Annotated in this window: 11 protein-coding genes; 6 read left to right on the top strand and 5 right to left on the bottom strand. The window is 52.9% G+C overall.

What is annotated here, in order from left to right; translation table 11 throughout:
• Both CCY01nite_RS15475 and CCY01nite_RS15470 read right to left on the bottom strand, forming a co-directional pair.
• Complete coding sequence (locus CCY01nite_RS15475; RefSeq protein WP_146863469.1) at window positions 1-885, bottom strand: DUF4249 domain-containing protein; 885 nt, start codon at window positions 883-885, stop codon at window positions 1-3.
• Window positions 886-1,110: 225 nt separating this feature from the next.
• Window positions 1,111-1,968 (bottom strand): sigma-70 family RNA polymerase sigma factor, encoded by an 858-nt coding sequence (locus CCY01nite_RS15470; protein ID WP_109698810.1) that lies wholly within the window; start codon window positions 1,966-1,968, stop codon window positions 1,111-1,113.
• Between the two features lie 390 nt (window positions 1,969-2,358).
• Between CCY01nite_RS15470 and CCY01nite_RS15465 the strand changes: the two genes are divergently transcribed.
• The 3 genes from CCY01nite_RS15465 (at window position 2,359) to CCY01nite_RS15455 (ending at window position 6,653) form a co-directional block, all read left to right on the top strand.
• Window positions 2,359-3,372 (top strand): threonine aldolase family protein, encoded by a 1,014-nt coding sequence (locus CCY01nite_RS15465; RefSeq protein ID WP_146863466.1) that lies wholly within the window; start codon window positions 2,359-2,361, stop codon window positions 3,370-3,372.
• A 159-nt stretch (window positions 3,373-3,531) separates the two neighbouring features.
• Window positions 3,532-6,168, top strand: a complete 2,637-nt coding sequence (locus CCY01nite_RS15460) for a valine--tRNA ligase (RefSeq protein ID WP_146863463.1) — start codon at window positions 3,532-3,534, stop codon at window positions 6,166-6,168.
• Between the two features lie 47 nt (window positions 6,169-6,215).
• Window positions 6,216-6,653, top strand: coding sequence for a hypothetical protein (locus CCY01nite_RS15455; RefSeq protein ID WP_146863460.1), 438 nt, complete (start codon window positions 6,216-6,218; stop codon window positions 6,651-6,653).
• 1 nt (window position 6,654) lies between these two features.
• On the opposite strand, the gene CCY01nite_RS15450 is transcribed toward CCY01nite_RS15455, so the two are convergent.
• Both CCY01nite_RS15450 and CCY01nite_RS15445 read right to left on the bottom strand, forming a co-directional pair.
• The gene (locus CCY01nite_RS15450) at window positions 6,655-7,704 is read right to left on the bottom strand and encodes an AI-2E family transporter (RefSeq protein ID WP_146863458.1); all 1,050 of its coding nucleotides are present in this window, start codon (window positions 7,702-7,704) and stop codon (window positions 6,655-6,657) included.
• Window positions 7,705-7,713: 9 nt separating this feature from the next.
• On the bottom strand, window positions 7,714-10,500 hold the full coding sequence (locus tag CCY01nite_RS15445) for a hypothetical protein (RefSeq protein WP_146863455.1): 2,787 nt from the start codon (window positions 10,498-10,500) through the stop codon (window positions 7,714-7,716).
• 110 nt (window positions 10,501-10,610) lie between these two features.
• Between CCY01nite_RS15445 and CCY01nite_RS15440 the strand changes: the two genes are divergently transcribed.
• Together CCY01nite_RS15440 and CCY01nite_RS15435 are read left to right on the top strand one after the other, a co-directional pair.
• The gene (locus CCY01nite_RS15440; protein WP_146863452.1) at window positions 10,611-10,955 is read left to right on the top strand and encodes a HesB/IscA family protein; all 345 of its coding nucleotides are present in this window, start codon (window positions 10,611-10,613) and stop codon (window positions 10,953-10,955) included.
• 127 nt (window positions 10,956-11,082) lie between these two features.
• A complete protein-coding gene (locus CCY01nite_RS15435) occupies window positions 11,083-11,604 on the top strand; it encodes an ORF6N domain-containing protein (protein WP_146863449.1) in 522 nt (173 codons plus the stop codon).
• 55 nt (window positions 11,605-11,659) lie between these two features.
• Here CCY01nite_RS15435 and secDF read toward each other — a convergent pair whose 3' ends face one another.
• Entirely contained in the window at window positions 11,660-14,824 is a 3,165-nt protein-coding gene (gene secDF, locus CCY01nite_RS15430) for a protein translocase subunit SecDF (RefSeq protein WP_146863446.1), read from the bottom strand.
• Window positions 14,825-15,046: 222 nt separating this feature from the next.
• Here secDF and CCY01nite_RS15425 point away from each other — a divergent pair, with 222 nt between their 5' ends.
• On the top strand, window positions 15,047-16,231 hold the full coding sequence (locus CCY01nite_RS15425; protein WP_146863443.1) for a serine hydrolase: 1,185 nt from the start codon (window positions 15,047-15,049) through the stop codon (window positions 16,229-16,231).
• Window positions 16,232-16,254 lie beyond the last annotated feature (23 nt).

Genomic DNA, 16,254 nt, shown 5'->3' with positions numbered 1-16,254 from the left:
TTATTTTGGTATTATAATGGTCCTGTAAGTGACGCCATACCCGCCCCAATAGCCCAATGCTCCCTGCACGTTGCCTGTAATGCGCGTGGGTGTGGCAAAAGGATTCCCGGTGCTGGTATATGCAAAGTCGGCGGTACGCCAGAAATCATAGGTACTGTGATCAACGTTACAGAATTTCAGGGTAACGGTATCCCCCCTGTCAAAAAATCCATACGTATCAAAGTCTATTGACTGGTTTTTATCTACCCCCGCATCCACCGGTACATCAAAGGTTGTGCCGTTGACCACCTGGTCGTCGAAGACCGAGTTGAGGCCCGGCAGAAACCGTTCTCCGTTCCGGGATGTGAAGTAGCGTACGTAGTTGCCTCGTTCCGGGGGGTCTGTCACTTTGACAAGCACCCTTGCCCGGGTGCCGCTGTCTTTCCCCTCCGCTTTCTTCCACCACATCGAGTCCAGCTTCAGGCTCGCAGCCGGGATGGTAGTGGTCGCATGCATGGTCTTCCCTTCAGCTTCTATCTTCAGCGTATAGCTCACCGTGCGTTCCCCCGTGAATGCGGTGCTTAGCCGCGCCGTATCCACGGTATAAAAGTACAAAATTACCCCCGCAGTTGTATCGCTTTTGTATTCACGCAGCTCGTGCGTGCTTGTTCCGTTAGACACGGTGATCCTGGCGTTATGCACAAACGACGCCGTCAGCTGTTTCGGTGTGATCCTGGAAAAGTAATTCAGGCTTCGGCTGAGGATCACCATGGGAAAGCGCCCGTCTTCAATGATCCCCTCCACTACCAGCTGGTCTTCCTTGCTTTGCAGGTCTACCGTGATCTCTTTCTCACATGCGGTGGCAAGCATGGCCGTGAGCAGGAGCGTAACAGAAGCTTTTCGCATAAGATGGATTTACTGCCCGGTGATCCGCGAAGGTATCACAGATTTCCGCAAAAAAGACAAGCGGCAGGCACTGCGCAGGCCGGGCATTCACAGATTTCCACAAAAAAAGCATTTGGCCGGCATCCCGCGGATCAAGGCATTCACAGATTTCCACAAAAAAAGCATCCCGCCCATGATCATAGGGCGGGATGCTTTATCCCAGATTTGTAGATTGTTTTAAACCAATTATCCCAGATAGGATTTAAGTGCGCCGCTGTAGCGGGCTTTCTGCAGCCTTTTGATGGCCCTTTCCTTGATTTGGCGGATACGTTCTTTCGTCAAATCGTACTTCTGTCCTATTTGTTCAATGGTTGCGCCGTTTTCACCATCCAGACCAAAGTAAGCGTTCACAATTTCCGCTTCGCGGGGGCTCAGGGATTTGAGCACGCGGCGGATCTCTTCCCTCAGCGAATCCTGCATCACATCGTCATCGGTCACATCGCCGCCTTCCAGCAGATCGCCCATCGCCACATCTTCCGCTTCATGCACAGGTGCGTCGAGGGACATATGGCGGGTATTGCTCTGGAAGATATTGTTGATCTCCGACTCTGACATTTCCAGTATCTCGGCCAGCTCTTCCGTGGAAGGCTCGCGCTCGTTCTCCTGCTCAAATGCCATGTAAGCCTTATTCGCTTTGTTATAAGTGCCAATTTTATTTTGCGGCAGGCGGACTAAACGCCCCTGCTCTGCCAACGCCTGTAAAATGGACTGGCGAATCCACCATACCGCGTAAGAGATGAATTTAAAACCTTTGGTTTCATCGAAACGTTGTGCCGCCTTGATCAGCCCTAAATTTCCTTCATTGATAAGGTCGCTGAGGCTCAAGCCCTGGTGCTGATACTGTTTGGCCACGGAAACAACGAAACGAAGGTTTCCTGTAGTTAATCTTTCGAGCGCCCGCTGGTCCCCCATTTTGATACGTTGGGCCAGTATGGTCTCTTCCTCTGGAGTTAACAAAGGGATCTTCGAGATTTCCTGCAGGTATTTTTCTACCGCCTGCGAATCACGATTGGTGATCTGGGTGGCAATTTTAAGTTGCCTCATATTTTTAAAGTATTGGTTTACGAATATTATAACAGCCGAAAAGAATATTTTGTTGTAACATTTAAATGCTATATCTTACACGGTTGCGAAATTAGCCTGCAAAGATCGTGCTAATCCCCCACTCTTCCAAATAACTTGATATGGTTTAAAGATGGGTTACGAATACCGGGGCAAGATGTGCGCTAAACGTTTCACTGTCAACTGTTCCGCACTTTGGCCATACAGTCTCTATGCCTGTATCGCTATAACAAAGTACAGCATATTAACGGAATTTTATAGCGTTTTAGTCACTATTTGCCAGGCTTTAGGCAAATTTTAACAATTGAGAAAGAAACACATTCAGATTAACAACTTCTCTAATTTATTCTAATACTCATTGCAAATTTTTCAATGGATTACAGGAGCGATACATTCACAAAACCCACTCCCGGCATGCTGCAGGCCATGCTGGCGGCAGACACCGGAGACGACGTTTTCGGGGAAGATCCCACGGTAAACAAACTGGAAGCCATGATGTCAGAACTTTTTGGCATGGAAGCAGCGCTTTACTGTCCTTCCGGCACAATGAGCAACCAGGTGGCGATCAAAGTACACACACAACCCGGCGACGAAGTGATCTGCAGTACCCTCGCCCACGTATACATCTACGAAGGCGGCGGCATCGCCTTTAACGCCGGCGCGCAGGTACGCGCCCTGGAAGGCGACCGCGGCATGATCTCCGCGCCCGACGTGGAAGCCGCTATCAATCCCGATGACGTACACAAGGCCCGCACCTCCCTCGTATGCCTCGAAAACACCTCCAACCGCGGCGGCGGATGCTGCTACAACTGGGACGATATTCTCCAGATCAAGGCTGTTTGCGCCGCGCATAATCTACAGCTGCACCTGGACGGCGCCCGGCTGTTCAACGCCCTTTTGTCCACCGGACAAACAGCCGCCGCCTACGGCGCTACGTTCGACAGCATTTCCGTATGCCTCAACAAAGGCATGGGCTGCCCCATTGGCTCCGTGCTGATGGGCTCCGCCGGCTTCATCCGCGAAGCCCGCCGCGTCCGCAAAAAATTCGGCGGCGGCATGCGCCAGGCGGGTTACATGGCCGCCACCGGCATCTACGCGCTGGAAAACCACCTGCACAGGCTGGCGGAAGACCACCAGCACGCCAAAATGATCGCCGCCGCATTGCTCGAAAAAGAATTCACCGGCCACATGCTGCCCGTGGAAACCAATATCCTCATCTTTGAAGTGCATGGCGGCTGGACGCCCGTCAAATTCCGTGACTATCTCGAGCGGGAAGGCATCCGCGTGATGGCCATCTCCCCCACGCAGGTGAGAATCGTGCTGCACCTCGGCATTACGCCCGAAATGGTGGAAAAGACCATCGACGTGATACGCGCCATGGCCTAACGGAAACGGCAATACGCACCGGCGCCCGGCCAGACCTAGTTCGTACTATCTGGATCAGCCGTTCAGGCTAATGGCGCCGTCCGCCCCCGTTATTTCCTAATCAGCCGCAGATTCAATATTTTTGCACTCCTGTAAAAGAAACTGCATATATTAAACAGCATGGAACTTTCGAAGAACTATATCCCTGCCTCGGCAGAAGACAAATGGTATCAATACTGGACGGAGCAACAATATTTCCGCTCCGTGCCGGACAGCCGCCCGCCCTTCACCATCGTGATCCCCCCGCCGAATGTGACCGGGGTGCTGCACATGGGGCATACCCTCAACGAAACCGTGCAGGACATCCTCGTGCGCCACGCCCGTATGAGCGGGTTCAATGCCTGCTGGGTGCCGGGCTCCGACCATGCGTCCATCGCCACCGAATCCAAAGTGGTGAACATGCTGAAGGATGAAAAAGGGATAGAGAAAAGCCAGCTGACAAGGGCCGAATTCCTCAAATATGCTTACGAGTGGAAAGACAAATACGGCGGCATCATCTACCACCAGATCAAAAAACTGGGCTGCTCGGTAGATTGGGAACGGGTGAACTTCACCATGGACGACCACTATTACAAAGCCGTGATCAGGGTATTTGTCGATCTCTACGAGAAAGGGCTCATCTACCGCGGCGCGCGCATGATCAACTGGGACCCGAAGGCCAAAACAGCGCTGAGTGATGAAGAAGTGGAATACAAGGAGCTGACCGGCAAGCTGTATCACGTGAAATACGCCGTGGTGAACGCCAATGGCGACGCTACCGGCGAATTTATCACCATCGCCACGCAACGCCCGGAAACCATCATGGGCGATACCGCCATTTGCGTGAACCCGGAAGATGAACGCTACGCCCATCTGAAAGGGCACTTTGCCGTGGTTCCCCTGGTGAACCGCAAAGTGCCGGTGATCTATGATACGTATGTGGACAAAGAATTTGGCACCGGCGCGCTGAAAGTAACGCCGGCGCACGATATCAACGACTATAACCTCGGCCTGAAGCACAACCTCCCCATTGTAGATACGCTGAACGACGACGGCACCCTCAGCGCCGCCGCGGAAGTATTTGTGGGAGAAGACCGCTTCCGCGCCCGCAAGAAAGTGATCGCCGCACTCGCCGAACAGGGCCTGCTGGTGAAAGAAGAAGAATACGCCACCCGCCTCGGTTACAGCCAGCGGAATCCGGATACGGTAGTGGAACCGCGCATTTCCACGCAGTGGTTCGTGAAAATGGCCGATATGGCACAGCCCGCGCTGGATGCCGTAGTGAACGGCAATGTGAAGATCCACCCCGGTGACCGCTTCCTGGCCACCTATAAATACTGGATGGAAAATGTGAAGGACTGGTGTATCTCCCGCCAGCTCTGGTGGGGACAGCAGATACCGGCCTGGTACGACGAAAGCGGCCAGTTCGTGGTAGCCGAAACGCATGAAGCCGCATTGCAGGCATATGCAAAGCAGTTCGGCCGCGAAGTAACAACGTTAAAGCAGGATGAAGACTGCCTGGATACCTGGTTCTCCTCCTGGCTCTGGCCGGTAGAGGTGTTCCACGGCATCAGCCAGCCCGGCAACGCGGACATCAATTATTATTATCCCACTTCCGTGCTGGTAACGGGACAGGATATCATTTTCTTCTGGGTGGCGCGCATGATCATGGCCGGCCTGGAATACAAGCAGGAAAAGCCTTTCAGCGACGTATACTTCACCGGTATGGTACGGGACAAGCTGGGCCGCAAGATGAGCAAGCAGCTCGGCAACTCGCCGGACCTGCTGGAGCTGATCGATCGGTTCGGCGCGGATGCCGTTCGCTTCGGCATCATGATCTCCTCTCCTGCCGGCAACGACCTGCTGTTCGACGAAGCAAGCTGCGAACAGGGCCGCAACTTCAACAACAAGATGTGGAACGCCCTCAAGCTCGTGAAGATGTGGACGCCAGCGGAAAATACAGCTGCACCCGCGCCAACCTTTGCCGTGGAATGGTTTGAGCACCGCCTCAACGAAGTACATGCAGAAGTGGAAAAGCTGTTCACCGATTTCCGCCTGAGTGAAGCGCTGAAAGCTATCTACAGCCTTATCTGGGACGATTTCTGCAGCTGGTACCTGGAATGGATCAAGCCCGGCTTTGAACAGCCCATCGATGCCGGTGTGTATGAAAAAACGATCGGCTTCTTTGAAAGACTGGTGCAGCTGCTGCATCCTTTCATGCCCTTCGTTACCGAAGAGCTGTATCACCTGCTGCGTGACCGCAAGGCGGGAGACGATCTCGTAATCCGCCAGTTCACCGCGCCCGCAGCCACTAACAGCGGCATCCTCGCGGAAGGCGCGCTCGCGAAAGAAGTGATCAGCAGCATCCGGGATGTGCGGAATAAAAACCAGATCAAACCGAAAGACACGATCGCACTGCATATCGAAACCCGCGAGGGGCAATCCTTCCAGCGCATCGAAAGCATTATCGCCAAACAGGTGAATGCTAACGAGATCGGTTATACGAAAGATGCCATCACCGGAGCCATCACGCTGGTGGTGCAGAAAGATAAATTCTACATCGTAACGGACATGCAGGTAGATCCCGCCGCACAAAAAGCGCAGCTGGAAAAGGACCTGGCCTACCAGAAAGGCTTCCTGCTCTCGGTGGAAAAGAAGCTCGCCAACGAACGCTTCATGCAGAACGCAAAACCCGAAGTAGTTGAAACAGAGCGCCAAAAGAAAGCGGACTGCGAAGCCAAGATCCTGGCGATCGAAGAAAGTTTGAAGACATTATAATTTCAGGGACCGTCCGGCGTTTTAGTAACCGGACGGTCTTTTTTCCTATGAGCAAGCAACTCCTGCATACTGTCATATTCGTTCTTTTCTGTACGCTGCATGCCACCGCACAGAGAAAACCACTGCGTTTCCGCACAACCTGGGCCATTTACCTGAGCGATTCGCTCCCCCGGCCGGACGTGTTGAAACTACTCGATTCCTCCCTGGTGGTGCGGGACGGCGGCAACAACAAATTCCCCGTTGTTTCCTTTGATTTCACCTACGAGCAGAAAGAACCTTACCTGAACGACACTACGAACCAGGTGGGATTTTATACGGAAGTAACCGGCGATTCCTTTAAGGACAACAAACTGTCGGAATTGTGGCGCAAGCACCTGAAAGAAACACTACAGAAAGGAGATGTGCTGCTTTTCAACAACATCGTCATCCGGTATACCGGCGACAAGCTGTACCGCGCGCCGGAACTGAAGATCATCGTCCGCTGATCTATTCCCCCGATCCCATCAATATTCCCCAGGCTTTCATAGACGGTATCCTGTCGAAAATAATTTTCAGCAAAGCCATGGCCGGAATGGAAATGAACATGCCCGCAATCCCCCATACCATGCTGCCGACAAACACGCCCAACAACGTGATCATGGCGTTGATAGATACCTTCGAACCTACGATCCTCGGCAGCAGCACGTTCGCATCCAGTAAATGAATCAGGAAAAGTACCAGTGATGCCCAGAGCGCCAGGCTCACCGTGCCGGTAGTCAGTGTAACCAGTAACGTTATAATGATCGTGATCACCATACCAATATAAGGGATCACATTGAAGATCGCGCCGATCGTGCCCAGCAGCACGGCATATTTGACGCCAAGCAGCAACAGGGCGGTGATATACAATGCCGCAACTACCACCATTTCAATGAACAGGCCCACTACATAGCTTTTCACCACCACCCTTGTGCGGGAGATCACATCATGCACTTCATCCGCATGTTCCCGGCGGAAAAGCTTCAGCAGGAACACCACCAGCAGCTTGCGGTAATACAGCAGAAAAAAGGTATACAACGGAATGAACACGAGGAACAGCACCAGGGAAGAAAGCGAGGATAAAGTATTTACGGCGAACTGCGACACCGTGGTGATACTCTTCGCCGCCGTGTCGTTGATCCAGGCGATCTGCTGATCGGAATCGACATGAAATTTTTCATCGATCCACAAGGTCAGCTGGTTGGCCTGCGCCATGAGGTTCTTTTCCAGCGTGGGCAGGTCAGACAAAAAAGTGGAAGTCTGCCAGGAAATGAAATACAGCAACCCCAGCATACAAATTACAAACAGCAACACGGCCAGTGTAGCCGCCAGCCCACGCGGCATCCGCAGTTTCTCCAGCCCCTGCGCCACCGGCAGCAGCAACAGCGCAAACAGGAAGCCGAAGGCCACCGGCGCCAGGATGTCTTTGGTGGTACGGAGGATCACCACGATCAGCACCAGGCTCAGCAAGGTGAGGCTCAGCTTCTGGTAGAACGGTTGTTTGTGCGTATTTCTCATCGTCTGGATTTAATAACTGAACAATTGCTGCAACGGAACGATCAGCTCAAAACGCCCCTTCCGCGAAGGATCGTACGGATCATCATTCAACAAATGACTGTACCGCACCCCAAAAGTAAAAGGCAGTACATTCCCGAGCTTCGTATCAAAGAACAGCTCCCCTCCCGCCGACGCATAGGTGAAATGCTGCCTGCGGCGGAAATGCCAGGATACACTGTGATCATAAAAAAGATTACCCCTCAGCCGCATGAAGTACAGCAGGTTCGCAAATCCCCAGTCAGGATAAGCGATCGGCAAATGATAGTTCGCACCCAGCTTGTACATGTGCGCATAAAACGGCTTCTCATACCCTCTCGCATACACGAAGTAGTCAGAGAACGCATACCGCTGCATGGTATCCTTCTGCTGGTAAGCTCCCTGCAATACAAGGCTATGATTGGCGGAAAGCCCCGGCAGGTAAAGGTCCAGCCGCCCGTACAGCTGCTCCGCCGGCACGTTGTTCAGCGTTTTATAATACCGCAGCTGCAAGGTCTGCGCGAAATGGGAGAAGATGTTCTGCACCGCACGGATGCGCTGGTTGGCAAAGCTGAAGCCCAGGTCGATGTACTGGATGTTGTCGTCCGTAAAGCGGTATTTGGAGTTCCCCGCGCGGTAGCGGGTCAGCTGGTGAAAATTGGTATTGAGCGTAAGGCTGCGGTAATACTTGCCGGACGTGAGGTTCAGCGGCAGGCTCAATCCTCCGTACCAGTCCAGTTCATTCCAGATCACCTGCACCGTATCGTTCACGCGCAGGTAGCGCTGCATGCGGTAATCCCCGCCCAGCCTGATATAGGGGTACCAGGCGCCATACAGCAGGCTCGCGCCCACGCCGGAGCTTTGTTCATTGGTGTTGTAATAATATCCGACGTTGCTTTGCAAAGTGCCGAGCACGTTCTCGCCGTAAAGGAACAGCCCGTATTCCGGATCGTCGATGCGGGGCAGCCAGCTGTGGAAATTGAAGATGCGGTGGGCTTTGGAATATTTGCTGACCTTGTAATTGCCCGGCGTTATCTTGCCGAGAATATCTCCTTCCCCGAAATCCGGCCGCAGCCAGGCACTGTGATGGTCTTTTTGCAGATCGATGGGCTTGCCGCCGGTTGCCGTGCGCAGCAGCTTGTAGCCTTCCGCCGTGAATTCGCTGAACACCAGCTTGCCGCCCACCGGCGCCATGTGCTGCACGCCATTCGGCCGGTCGGTGACCTGCTCCACGCGGCCGTCTTTCCAGGCGAATACGTTATTTACGTCCGTGAAGGCCGCGGTGAAATAAATATCGTCGCCCTGCACCGCGGGAATGCCGATGGTTTGGATGCCGAAAGGAACCAGCTCCTCCACACTACCATCTTCTGTGGACTGCCGGATCAACGCCATTTTGCCTTCATGGTCGCGCACGGCGCTGATGATAAAGCGGTCGTCTTCCGTGAATTTGGGATAGGTGTAGTACCAGTTGTGCGGGTTGGGCAAGCTTTTGATCACGGCGCCGGATTGTGCATCCAGTATTTTCAACGCATACTGTTGTGCGGTGGATACGGCTACTACAGCTACCTTCGCGCCATCGAAAGAAAGGTCGGGGGAGAAGCAGCGGCGCTCCTGCCGCAGGGTGCGCATGCGGCCGCTTTTGCGGTCGTATATCTTCACAACGGAATAATCTTTCCATCCCCAACGCGCATCATACCGGCTTTCAGTCCACAGCAGCCGGCCATTGCGGTAGCTGAAATAATCGTCGAAACCGATGCCCGGCGCCACGATCCGGGTTTCATGCCCTTCCGCGTCCCGCTCGTAGAAAGCGGGGATCTCTTTGAAAGAACGTTTGGATACGATCAAACCGCCGTTCTCCAGCGCGTACACGTATTTGTAATGCGTCACCGTGCGCGATGCAGGCGTGAGCGTATCGGCCGGTGGCGTGGATGCGGGTGTCCACTGCTTTTTATAATCTTCCAGCGAAGCCGCGAAAAAAGCGGCGGCATTCTTGCCGGTGCGGTGTTTGAGGCTTTGGGAGAACGGGTAGAACAGCCGGCGGTAGCGGACCGCATCGTCCGTTACGTCTTTCCAGAAATTTTGTCCGTATGACCTGCGGCCATAGCTCGTCATCAGGTAGCCGGTGGCATAGTGGTCGGGGATGTATTTGCGGTAAGACCCGTTGCGGATCTGCATGTAGGAATATCGTTTATCCGCCAGCGTGAGTGCCCGGAAATCGTCAAAGAACGCCGGGAGGCGCCCCCTGCCCTGCCTGCTCAGAGCCGTTTCCGTCACTACCGCATCGCCTTCCCAGAACCAGTCCGGCACCGCAATGTTCGTGATGGCCGCCTGCCCCAGCTCCCCGCCGAGGTAATAGAAGACTTTGCTCAGTCCCTTCCGGAAATTGCTGTTCTGCAACACGTGGCGGTATTCATGAAGGGCCAGCTGATCCACCCAGTTCAAAGCGCCCACGTCGTTGCTGGAAGGCGGCGGGGTCAGGAAGAACTCCGAGCGGAACGGGCCGAGCTGCACATAGCCGTTGGACTGCAGCGTCTGGTTCTGCAGTACGATGCTTACTTTTTGCTGCAGATCGCCGATGGAAGCACGGTTGTACCGGCTGATATGATGAATGATATCGGCCACCCGCCTCCCTTCCGCATCCATGCCCGCCGGGAAAATCACCCGGACCGTATCCGTATTGATCTGCCGCCATTTGAGGGAAGGCGGATTGCCGCCGAATTGCTGCGCCACAGCCTGTTGTAACAGGACGGTAGCGGCGGCCAGGCATAGAATTTTTCGCATAGGGAAGTAAATTACATACAATTTTTAAATTCTATATTAACACGCTGACATTCATGTGACAACGCACATTCTTCATTTTTCCGTATTTTTGCAAGATAAATAGTTCAGATATGGAAACAATCACGCAATCACCTATAAAATTGACGGAAGGCGCTGTAAAGGAGCTGACACGTATCCGGGAAGAAGACGGCTTTGATAAGTCCCAGTACCTGCGCATTGGCGTAAAGGGCGGTGGATGTTCGGGCTTGTCTTATGTGCTGGGTTTTGATGAGAAGATGGCGGACGATGAGGTGTATGAGATCGAGGGCATCCCGGTAGTGATGAAGAAGTCGCACGGTCTGTACCTGATGGGCATGGAAGTAGATTTCCAGAACGGCCTTAACGCGCGCGGGTTTACGTTCAGTAACCCGAATGCAAGTTCCAGCTGCGGCTGCGGCAGTTCGTTCGCGGTGTGATGAAAGAAATTTGTATGTAGACAGAAGCCTCCGCTTGCGGGGGCTTTTTTTTGTTGATGCCTCACCCTTTTTGATGATTTTTTTCTCTTAAAAGGATAAACATTGTTAACCTAAACATTCTCCTAAGATGAACCATCTACCGGATGAAGCCATTGTGAGTAAAATACTCCTTATCAGAGGCAAGAAAGTAATGCTCGATAAAGATCTGGCGGAATTATATGACGTGCCAACCAAAAGGCTGAACGAGCAGGTAAAGCGCAACATTAAACGTTTCCCTGAAGATTTCATGTTTCAGCTGAACCGCGCGGAGAAAAATGAGGTGGTCGCAAATTGCGACCACCTCGAAAGCCTGAAATTCTCCCGAACCCTGCCCTATGCTTTTACGGAGCATGGCGCCGTTATGCTGGCCAGCATATTGAACAGCGACCGGGCGATTGCAGTGAATATCCAGATCGTGCGCATATTTACCCAAATGCGGGAAATGATGCTCACCCACAAAGACATCCTCCTCCAACTCGAACAACTGGAAAGAAAAACCGCCGGGCATGACGACCAGATCACGCTGATCTTCGAATACCTCAAACAACTCCTCGCGCCTCCGCAGGAACCACGTTCCATGATCGGGTTCAGAAGGAACGCCATGGATTAAAACACAACGGCCGCCCCATACAGGAGCGGCCGTTGCCTTATTTAACAAAAGTTGATTATTTCGCGGATAAAGGCGGTGCTTTCTGGATCTGCACAGACTCTTTCTCCTGTGAAAGCGTGTTCTTCTTGTCGAAGTCCACCAGGATCGGCGCTGCCACGAAGATAGAGGAGTACGCACCGGTTATTACACCCACCAGCATTGCAAAGGCGAATCCACGGGTTACCTCGCCACCGAAGATGAAGAGGATCAGGATCGTCAGGAACACGGTTACGGATGTCATAATGGTACGGCTCAACGTTTCGTTGATCGCGCGGTTGATCACGGTCTTCGTATCGGCGCTCTTCGTCAGGCGGAAGTTTTCGCGGATACGGTCGAACACGATCACGGTATCGTTCATGGAGAAACCGATCACGGTGAGGATCGCCGCGATAAAGTGCTGGTCAATTTCCAGTGCGAACGGCACCCAGTTGCGGCAGAACGAGAACACGATCAGCGTCACGAGTACGTCGTGCAGCAGGGAGATCACTGTACCGATAGAGTACTGCCATTTGTTGAAGCGCAACAGGATGTACAGGAACACCACCAATACGGAAAGTATCGTCGCTTTCACGGCGCCCGTGCGCAAGTCGTCCGAAATGGTCGGCGCTACGGTTTGTGAGCCTACAATATATTTGCTGGCGAATGTCTGGTAATCCACATTCGCTTCGTAGTTGGCTTTAAGGCCTTCGAACAGCTTCTGTGAAACCTCTGCTGCGGCTTCATCGGAGTTGTCTTCGATCTTGTACGCAGTGGTGATGTTCAGCTGGTTGCTTTCACCGATCGTCTTCACATAAGGCTCTGATTCGAACACTTTGCTCAGGCTTTCGCGTACCGCTTCAGGATTCACTGCTTTGTCGAAACGAACGGTATAGCTGCGTCCGCCGTTGAAGTCAACACCACGGTCAAAACCGTTGATGAAGGAACCGATACCGAGCAGCAGCACGATAGCGGAAATGATGTAGGTGTATTTACGCATGCCTACGAAATCGTAGTTGGCATGTTTGAAGATCCTGCGGGAAATAGGCGTGAAATATTCCAGGTGCCTTTTCTTGCCTGTCCACCAGTCGGTGATCATACGGGATACGAGGATACCGCAGAACAGGGACAGCAGCAGACCGATGATCTGTGTGGTGGCGAAGCCCAGTACGGGGCCAAGACCGAAGTAGAACAGGATGCAGGCAGTGAGCAGGGAGGTGATGTGACCGTCCAGTACCGGCGCATAGGAGCGCTTGTAACCGTCTTCCACAGCTTGCTGGTAGGTTTTACCGCGGCTCAGCTCGTCCTTGATCCTTTCAAATATAATTACGTTCGTATCCACGGCCATACCGATCGTGAGCACCAGACCTGCGATACCCGGCATGGTGAGCGTGGCGCCCAGGGATGCGAGGATACCTACGGTAAAGAGCAGGTTGAGGATCAGTGCGATATTGGCTACCCATCCGCCGGTATTGAAGTATACCAGCATGAGGATGAAGATCACGGCAAAGGAAATGATGAAGGATTTGGCGCCCGCCTCGATGGACTCCTGTCCGAGGGTGGGGCCTACCACCTGTTCCTGAACGATCTTCGCGGGAGCGGGCATACGGCCGGATACGAGGATGTTCGCCAGGTCAGTGGCTTCTTCGAGGGTAAAGCTTCCGCTGATGGAAGAGTTACCGTTCGGGATTTCCGACTGGATGGAAGGGGCGGAATATACCACGTTGTCCAGCACGATCGCTACATAGTTGTAGGTACCGGGATCGTCAGGATTGGTGGGTTTCAGCGCGCGGGTAAGGTTACGCCAGTCGCGCGTACCGATGTTATCCATGCTCATGGATACTTCCGGCTGGTGGTTGTCCTGCCCGAAATCAGCCCTGGCGGCGATCACACGTTCACCGGTGATCTTGGCCTTGGGATTGGCGGGATTTACTTTGATACCATATACAGGAAGCGGCATATTGCGGTCTTCCTTGTTGGAAGGGCCGAATACGAATACCAGGTCGCGGGGCATTGCTGCCTTTACGCCGGGCATTTCCAGGTATTTACGGAAGGTGGCGGTATCGCGGGGATACATATAACCGAGCGTGGAACTGGGGATGATCTGTCCCTGCTGGTTCACGTTCGGCATGAAGATCGCGATCAGCGGGTTTTCCTTGCGGGCCTGTTCTACCTGCAAAGCTTCCAGGCTGGCGGAATCGCCGGCTTTTTTCACCGCGCCGGAGTCACCTGCCAGCAGGCTGGAAAGGCTTCCCGTTGTGTCTGCGGCAACAGGCGCTGCTGCAGCCGGTTTGGCGGAATCTGCCTCTTCGGTGGAATCATCTTTCGCGGCAGTGCCACCCAGACCGATCCTCACCGCTTCGTTCATCGGCGTCAATATGCCGTCGTAGAACTCACTGCCGGTCTTGTATGTTTCACGGAATTCCAGGTTGGCGCTAGCCTGCAGGTACCTGCGTACGCGCTCGGCATCGTCCACACCCGCCAGCTCCACGGAAATGATACCGCGGTTCTCGTCCAGGTTGATAGACGGAGAAGCAACCCCGAATTTGTCGATACGGTTCTGCAATACTTTATGCGTATTCCTGATCGCTGCTTTTGCTTCGTTGCGGATAATATTCAGCACCTGCTCATTGGAAGTGTTGAAAGTGATCTGCTTCTGCTGCGCATTAGCAAAGATAGAGGCCAGTTTCCCGTTAGGCGCCTCTTCTTTATAGGCTTCCCCGAACAGGGTCACAAAATCGGCCTGGCTATTCTTCTTACGCTCTTTTGCTTTTTCAATGGCTTTGTTGAAAGCAGCGTCCTTGGATTGACCGGAGAGGGCACGAACAACGTCTTCCACACTCACTTCCAGCACCACGTTCATACCGCCCTGGAGGTCCAGGCCAAGGTTCAGTTGCCTTTCTTTCGCTTTGGTATAGGTGGTAAACCAGGGAAATCCCGCAATCTGCTTGCCACTGGCGCTGTCCAGCATTTGATCCATTCTCTCTTTTACCAGGTCGCTCAGCGTGTCCTGGTAAAAGGCTTGTAACTCCTTGTTACCGGGATACTTTTGTTCTGCGGTCGGGTGTTGCCCGGCCACATACGCTTCGGCGGCGGTCTTTATCTTTTTCTCATAGTTCCGCACCACGAACGTGAAGGACAATTGATACAAAGAGATAAGGATCAGTGCGACAGCAAAAAATCTAACCAGTCCTTTTAGTTGCATTTTGTTTCGGATTAAATAAAAATTTTTAAGAGTTGCAAAGATAGAATTTAAATTGATATATTAAAGCCCGGATAAAAACAGTTACAGAATCAATATCCGGCTGATTTTGAGCTGATTCAGGCTTTAAAATTTCCTATCATGATGCACCGTTTTCCGGCGGCAGTTGCAATATTGGTTTTTTTTACGAACTGCCAAACATCCGGGCGCATAAATTCTGCTTCCATGGCCTCCAACAACCATAAATACCTGGATTCGCTCCTCCAGGCCAACGCCTCCCGCCTCTCCCCCGTGCTGCAAGATCCCGAAGCCCACCGGCTCCAGATCATCTATACGCAAATCGACCGTGATGCCCGAAACAAGCCGGTTTTCACCGATTTTACCTTCCATCTGTCCCCCAAACAATATTTCTATCCCGCCTCCACCGTCAAAATGCCGACGGCATTGCTCGCCCTGGAAAAGCTCAACCGGCTGGGGGTGGACAAATTTACGCCCATGTACACTGACAGCCTGCAAGGTATCTCGGAGGCCGTGACGGCAGACAGCAGTGCGGCGGACGGCCAGCCCTCCGTGGCCCATTATATTAAAAAAATATTCCTCGTAAGTGATAATGACGCCTTTAACCGGCTGTACGAGTTCCTCGGCCAGGAGGAGTTCAACCGCGCGTTATGGGAAAAAGGCTATGCTTCCGCCGAAATCCGCCACCGCCTCAGCGTTTCCCTTTCCGCAGAAGCCAACGGCACGACCAACGCCGTGCGCTTTGAAAAAGACGGGAAACAGCTGTACCGCCAACCCGCGCAAAAAAGCAATATTCAATTTTCCCCGCGGCATGACGAGGCCGGAACCTCCCATATGGCCAACGGCCGGCTCGTGGAGGGGCCGTTCAACTTCTCCGCCAAGAACCGGATCTCGCTGTCAGACCTCCACCAGATGCTCAAAAGCATAATTTTTCCGGAAAGTGTAACATCCGGGCACGCTTTTCGTTTAACTGAAGACGATTACCGGTTCTTGTACCGGTATATGTCGCAACAACCCACGGAAACCACCTGGCCGGCCTACGATTCCACGGAATTTCACAGGAATTATGTAAAATACCTGTTGGCCGGAGCAGATAAAGCGGTGCAGCTGCCGCCCGGGGTAAGGATCTTTAACAAACCGGGATGGGCATACGGGTTCCTGACAGATGTAGCTTATATCGTGGATGTTGACAAAGGCGTGGAGTTCCTGCTTTCCGCCACCCTGTACGTCAATAAAGATGGTGTGATCGGAGATGACAGATACGATTTTGAATCAACCGGCAAACCTTTCCTGCGGGAACTGGGGAAGATCATATATGAAGCAGAAATACAAAGAACAAGGAAATACAAACCGGACCTGGAACGTTATAAATTGACATATGATAAACAATAACAACCGTCAACTCAATCAATTCA

Origin of the sequence: Chitinophaga cymbidii (assembly GCF_007992715.1) — a bacterium.
GTDB classification, from domain to species: Bacteria; Bacteroidota; Bacteroidia; order Chitinophagales; family Chitinophagaceae; genus Chitinophaga; species Chitinophaga cymbidii.
The sequence above is the reverse complement of the archived record's forward strand: the minus strand, read 5'-3'. Positions and strand labels throughout refer to the sequence as shown.

What these genes read in the sequence shown, in the direction of transcription:
- CCY01nite_RS15455 (WP_146863460.1), top strand. Translation starts at nt 6,216, where the DNA reads ATGAGCAAGCAACTCCTGCATACTGTCATATTCGTTCTTTTCTGTACG.
- CCY01nite_RS15450 (WP_146863458.1), bottom strand. Translation starts at nt 7,704, where the DNA reads ATGAGAAATACGCACAAACAACCGTTCTACCAGAAGCTGAGCCTCACC.
- CCY01nite_RS15460 (WP_146863463.1), top strand. Translation starts at nt 3,532, where the DNA reads ATGGAACTTTCGAAGAACTATATCCCTGCCTCGGCAGAAGACAAATGG.
- CCY01nite_RS15425 (WP_146863443.1), top strand. Translation starts at nt 15,047, where the DNA reads ATGGCCTCCAACAACCATAAATACCTGGATTCGCTCCTCCAGGCCAAC.
- CCY01nite_RS15445 (WP_146863455.1), bottom strand. Translation starts at nt 10,500, where the DNA reads ATGCGAAAAATTCTATGCCTGGCCGCCGCTACCGTCCTGTTACAACAG.
- CCY01nite_RS15435 (WP_146863449.1), top strand. Translation starts at nt 11,083, where the DNA reads ATGAACCATCTACCGGATGAAGCCATTGTGAGTAAAATACTCCTTATC.
- CCY01nite_RS15470 (WP_109698810.1), bottom strand. Translation starts at nt 1,968, where the DNA reads ATGAGGCAACTTAAAATTGCCACCCAGATCACCAATCGTGATTCGCAG.
- secDF (WP_146863446.1), bottom strand. Translation starts at nt 14,824, where the DNA reads ATGCAACTAAAAGGACTGGTTAGATTTTTTGCTGTCGCACTGATCCTT.
- CCY01nite_RS15465 (WP_146863466.1), top strand. Translation starts at nt 2,359, where the DNA reads ATGGATTACAGGAGCGATACATTCACAAAACCCACTCCCGGCATGCTG.
- CCY01nite_RS15440 (WP_146863452.1), top strand. Translation starts at nt 10,611, where the DNA reads ATGGAAACAATCACGCAATCACCTATAAAATTGACGGAAGGCGCTGTA.
- CCY01nite_RS15475 (WP_146863469.1), bottom strand. Translation starts at nt 885, where the DNA reads ATGCGAAAAGCTTCTGTTACGCTCCTGCTCACGGCCATGCTTGCCACC.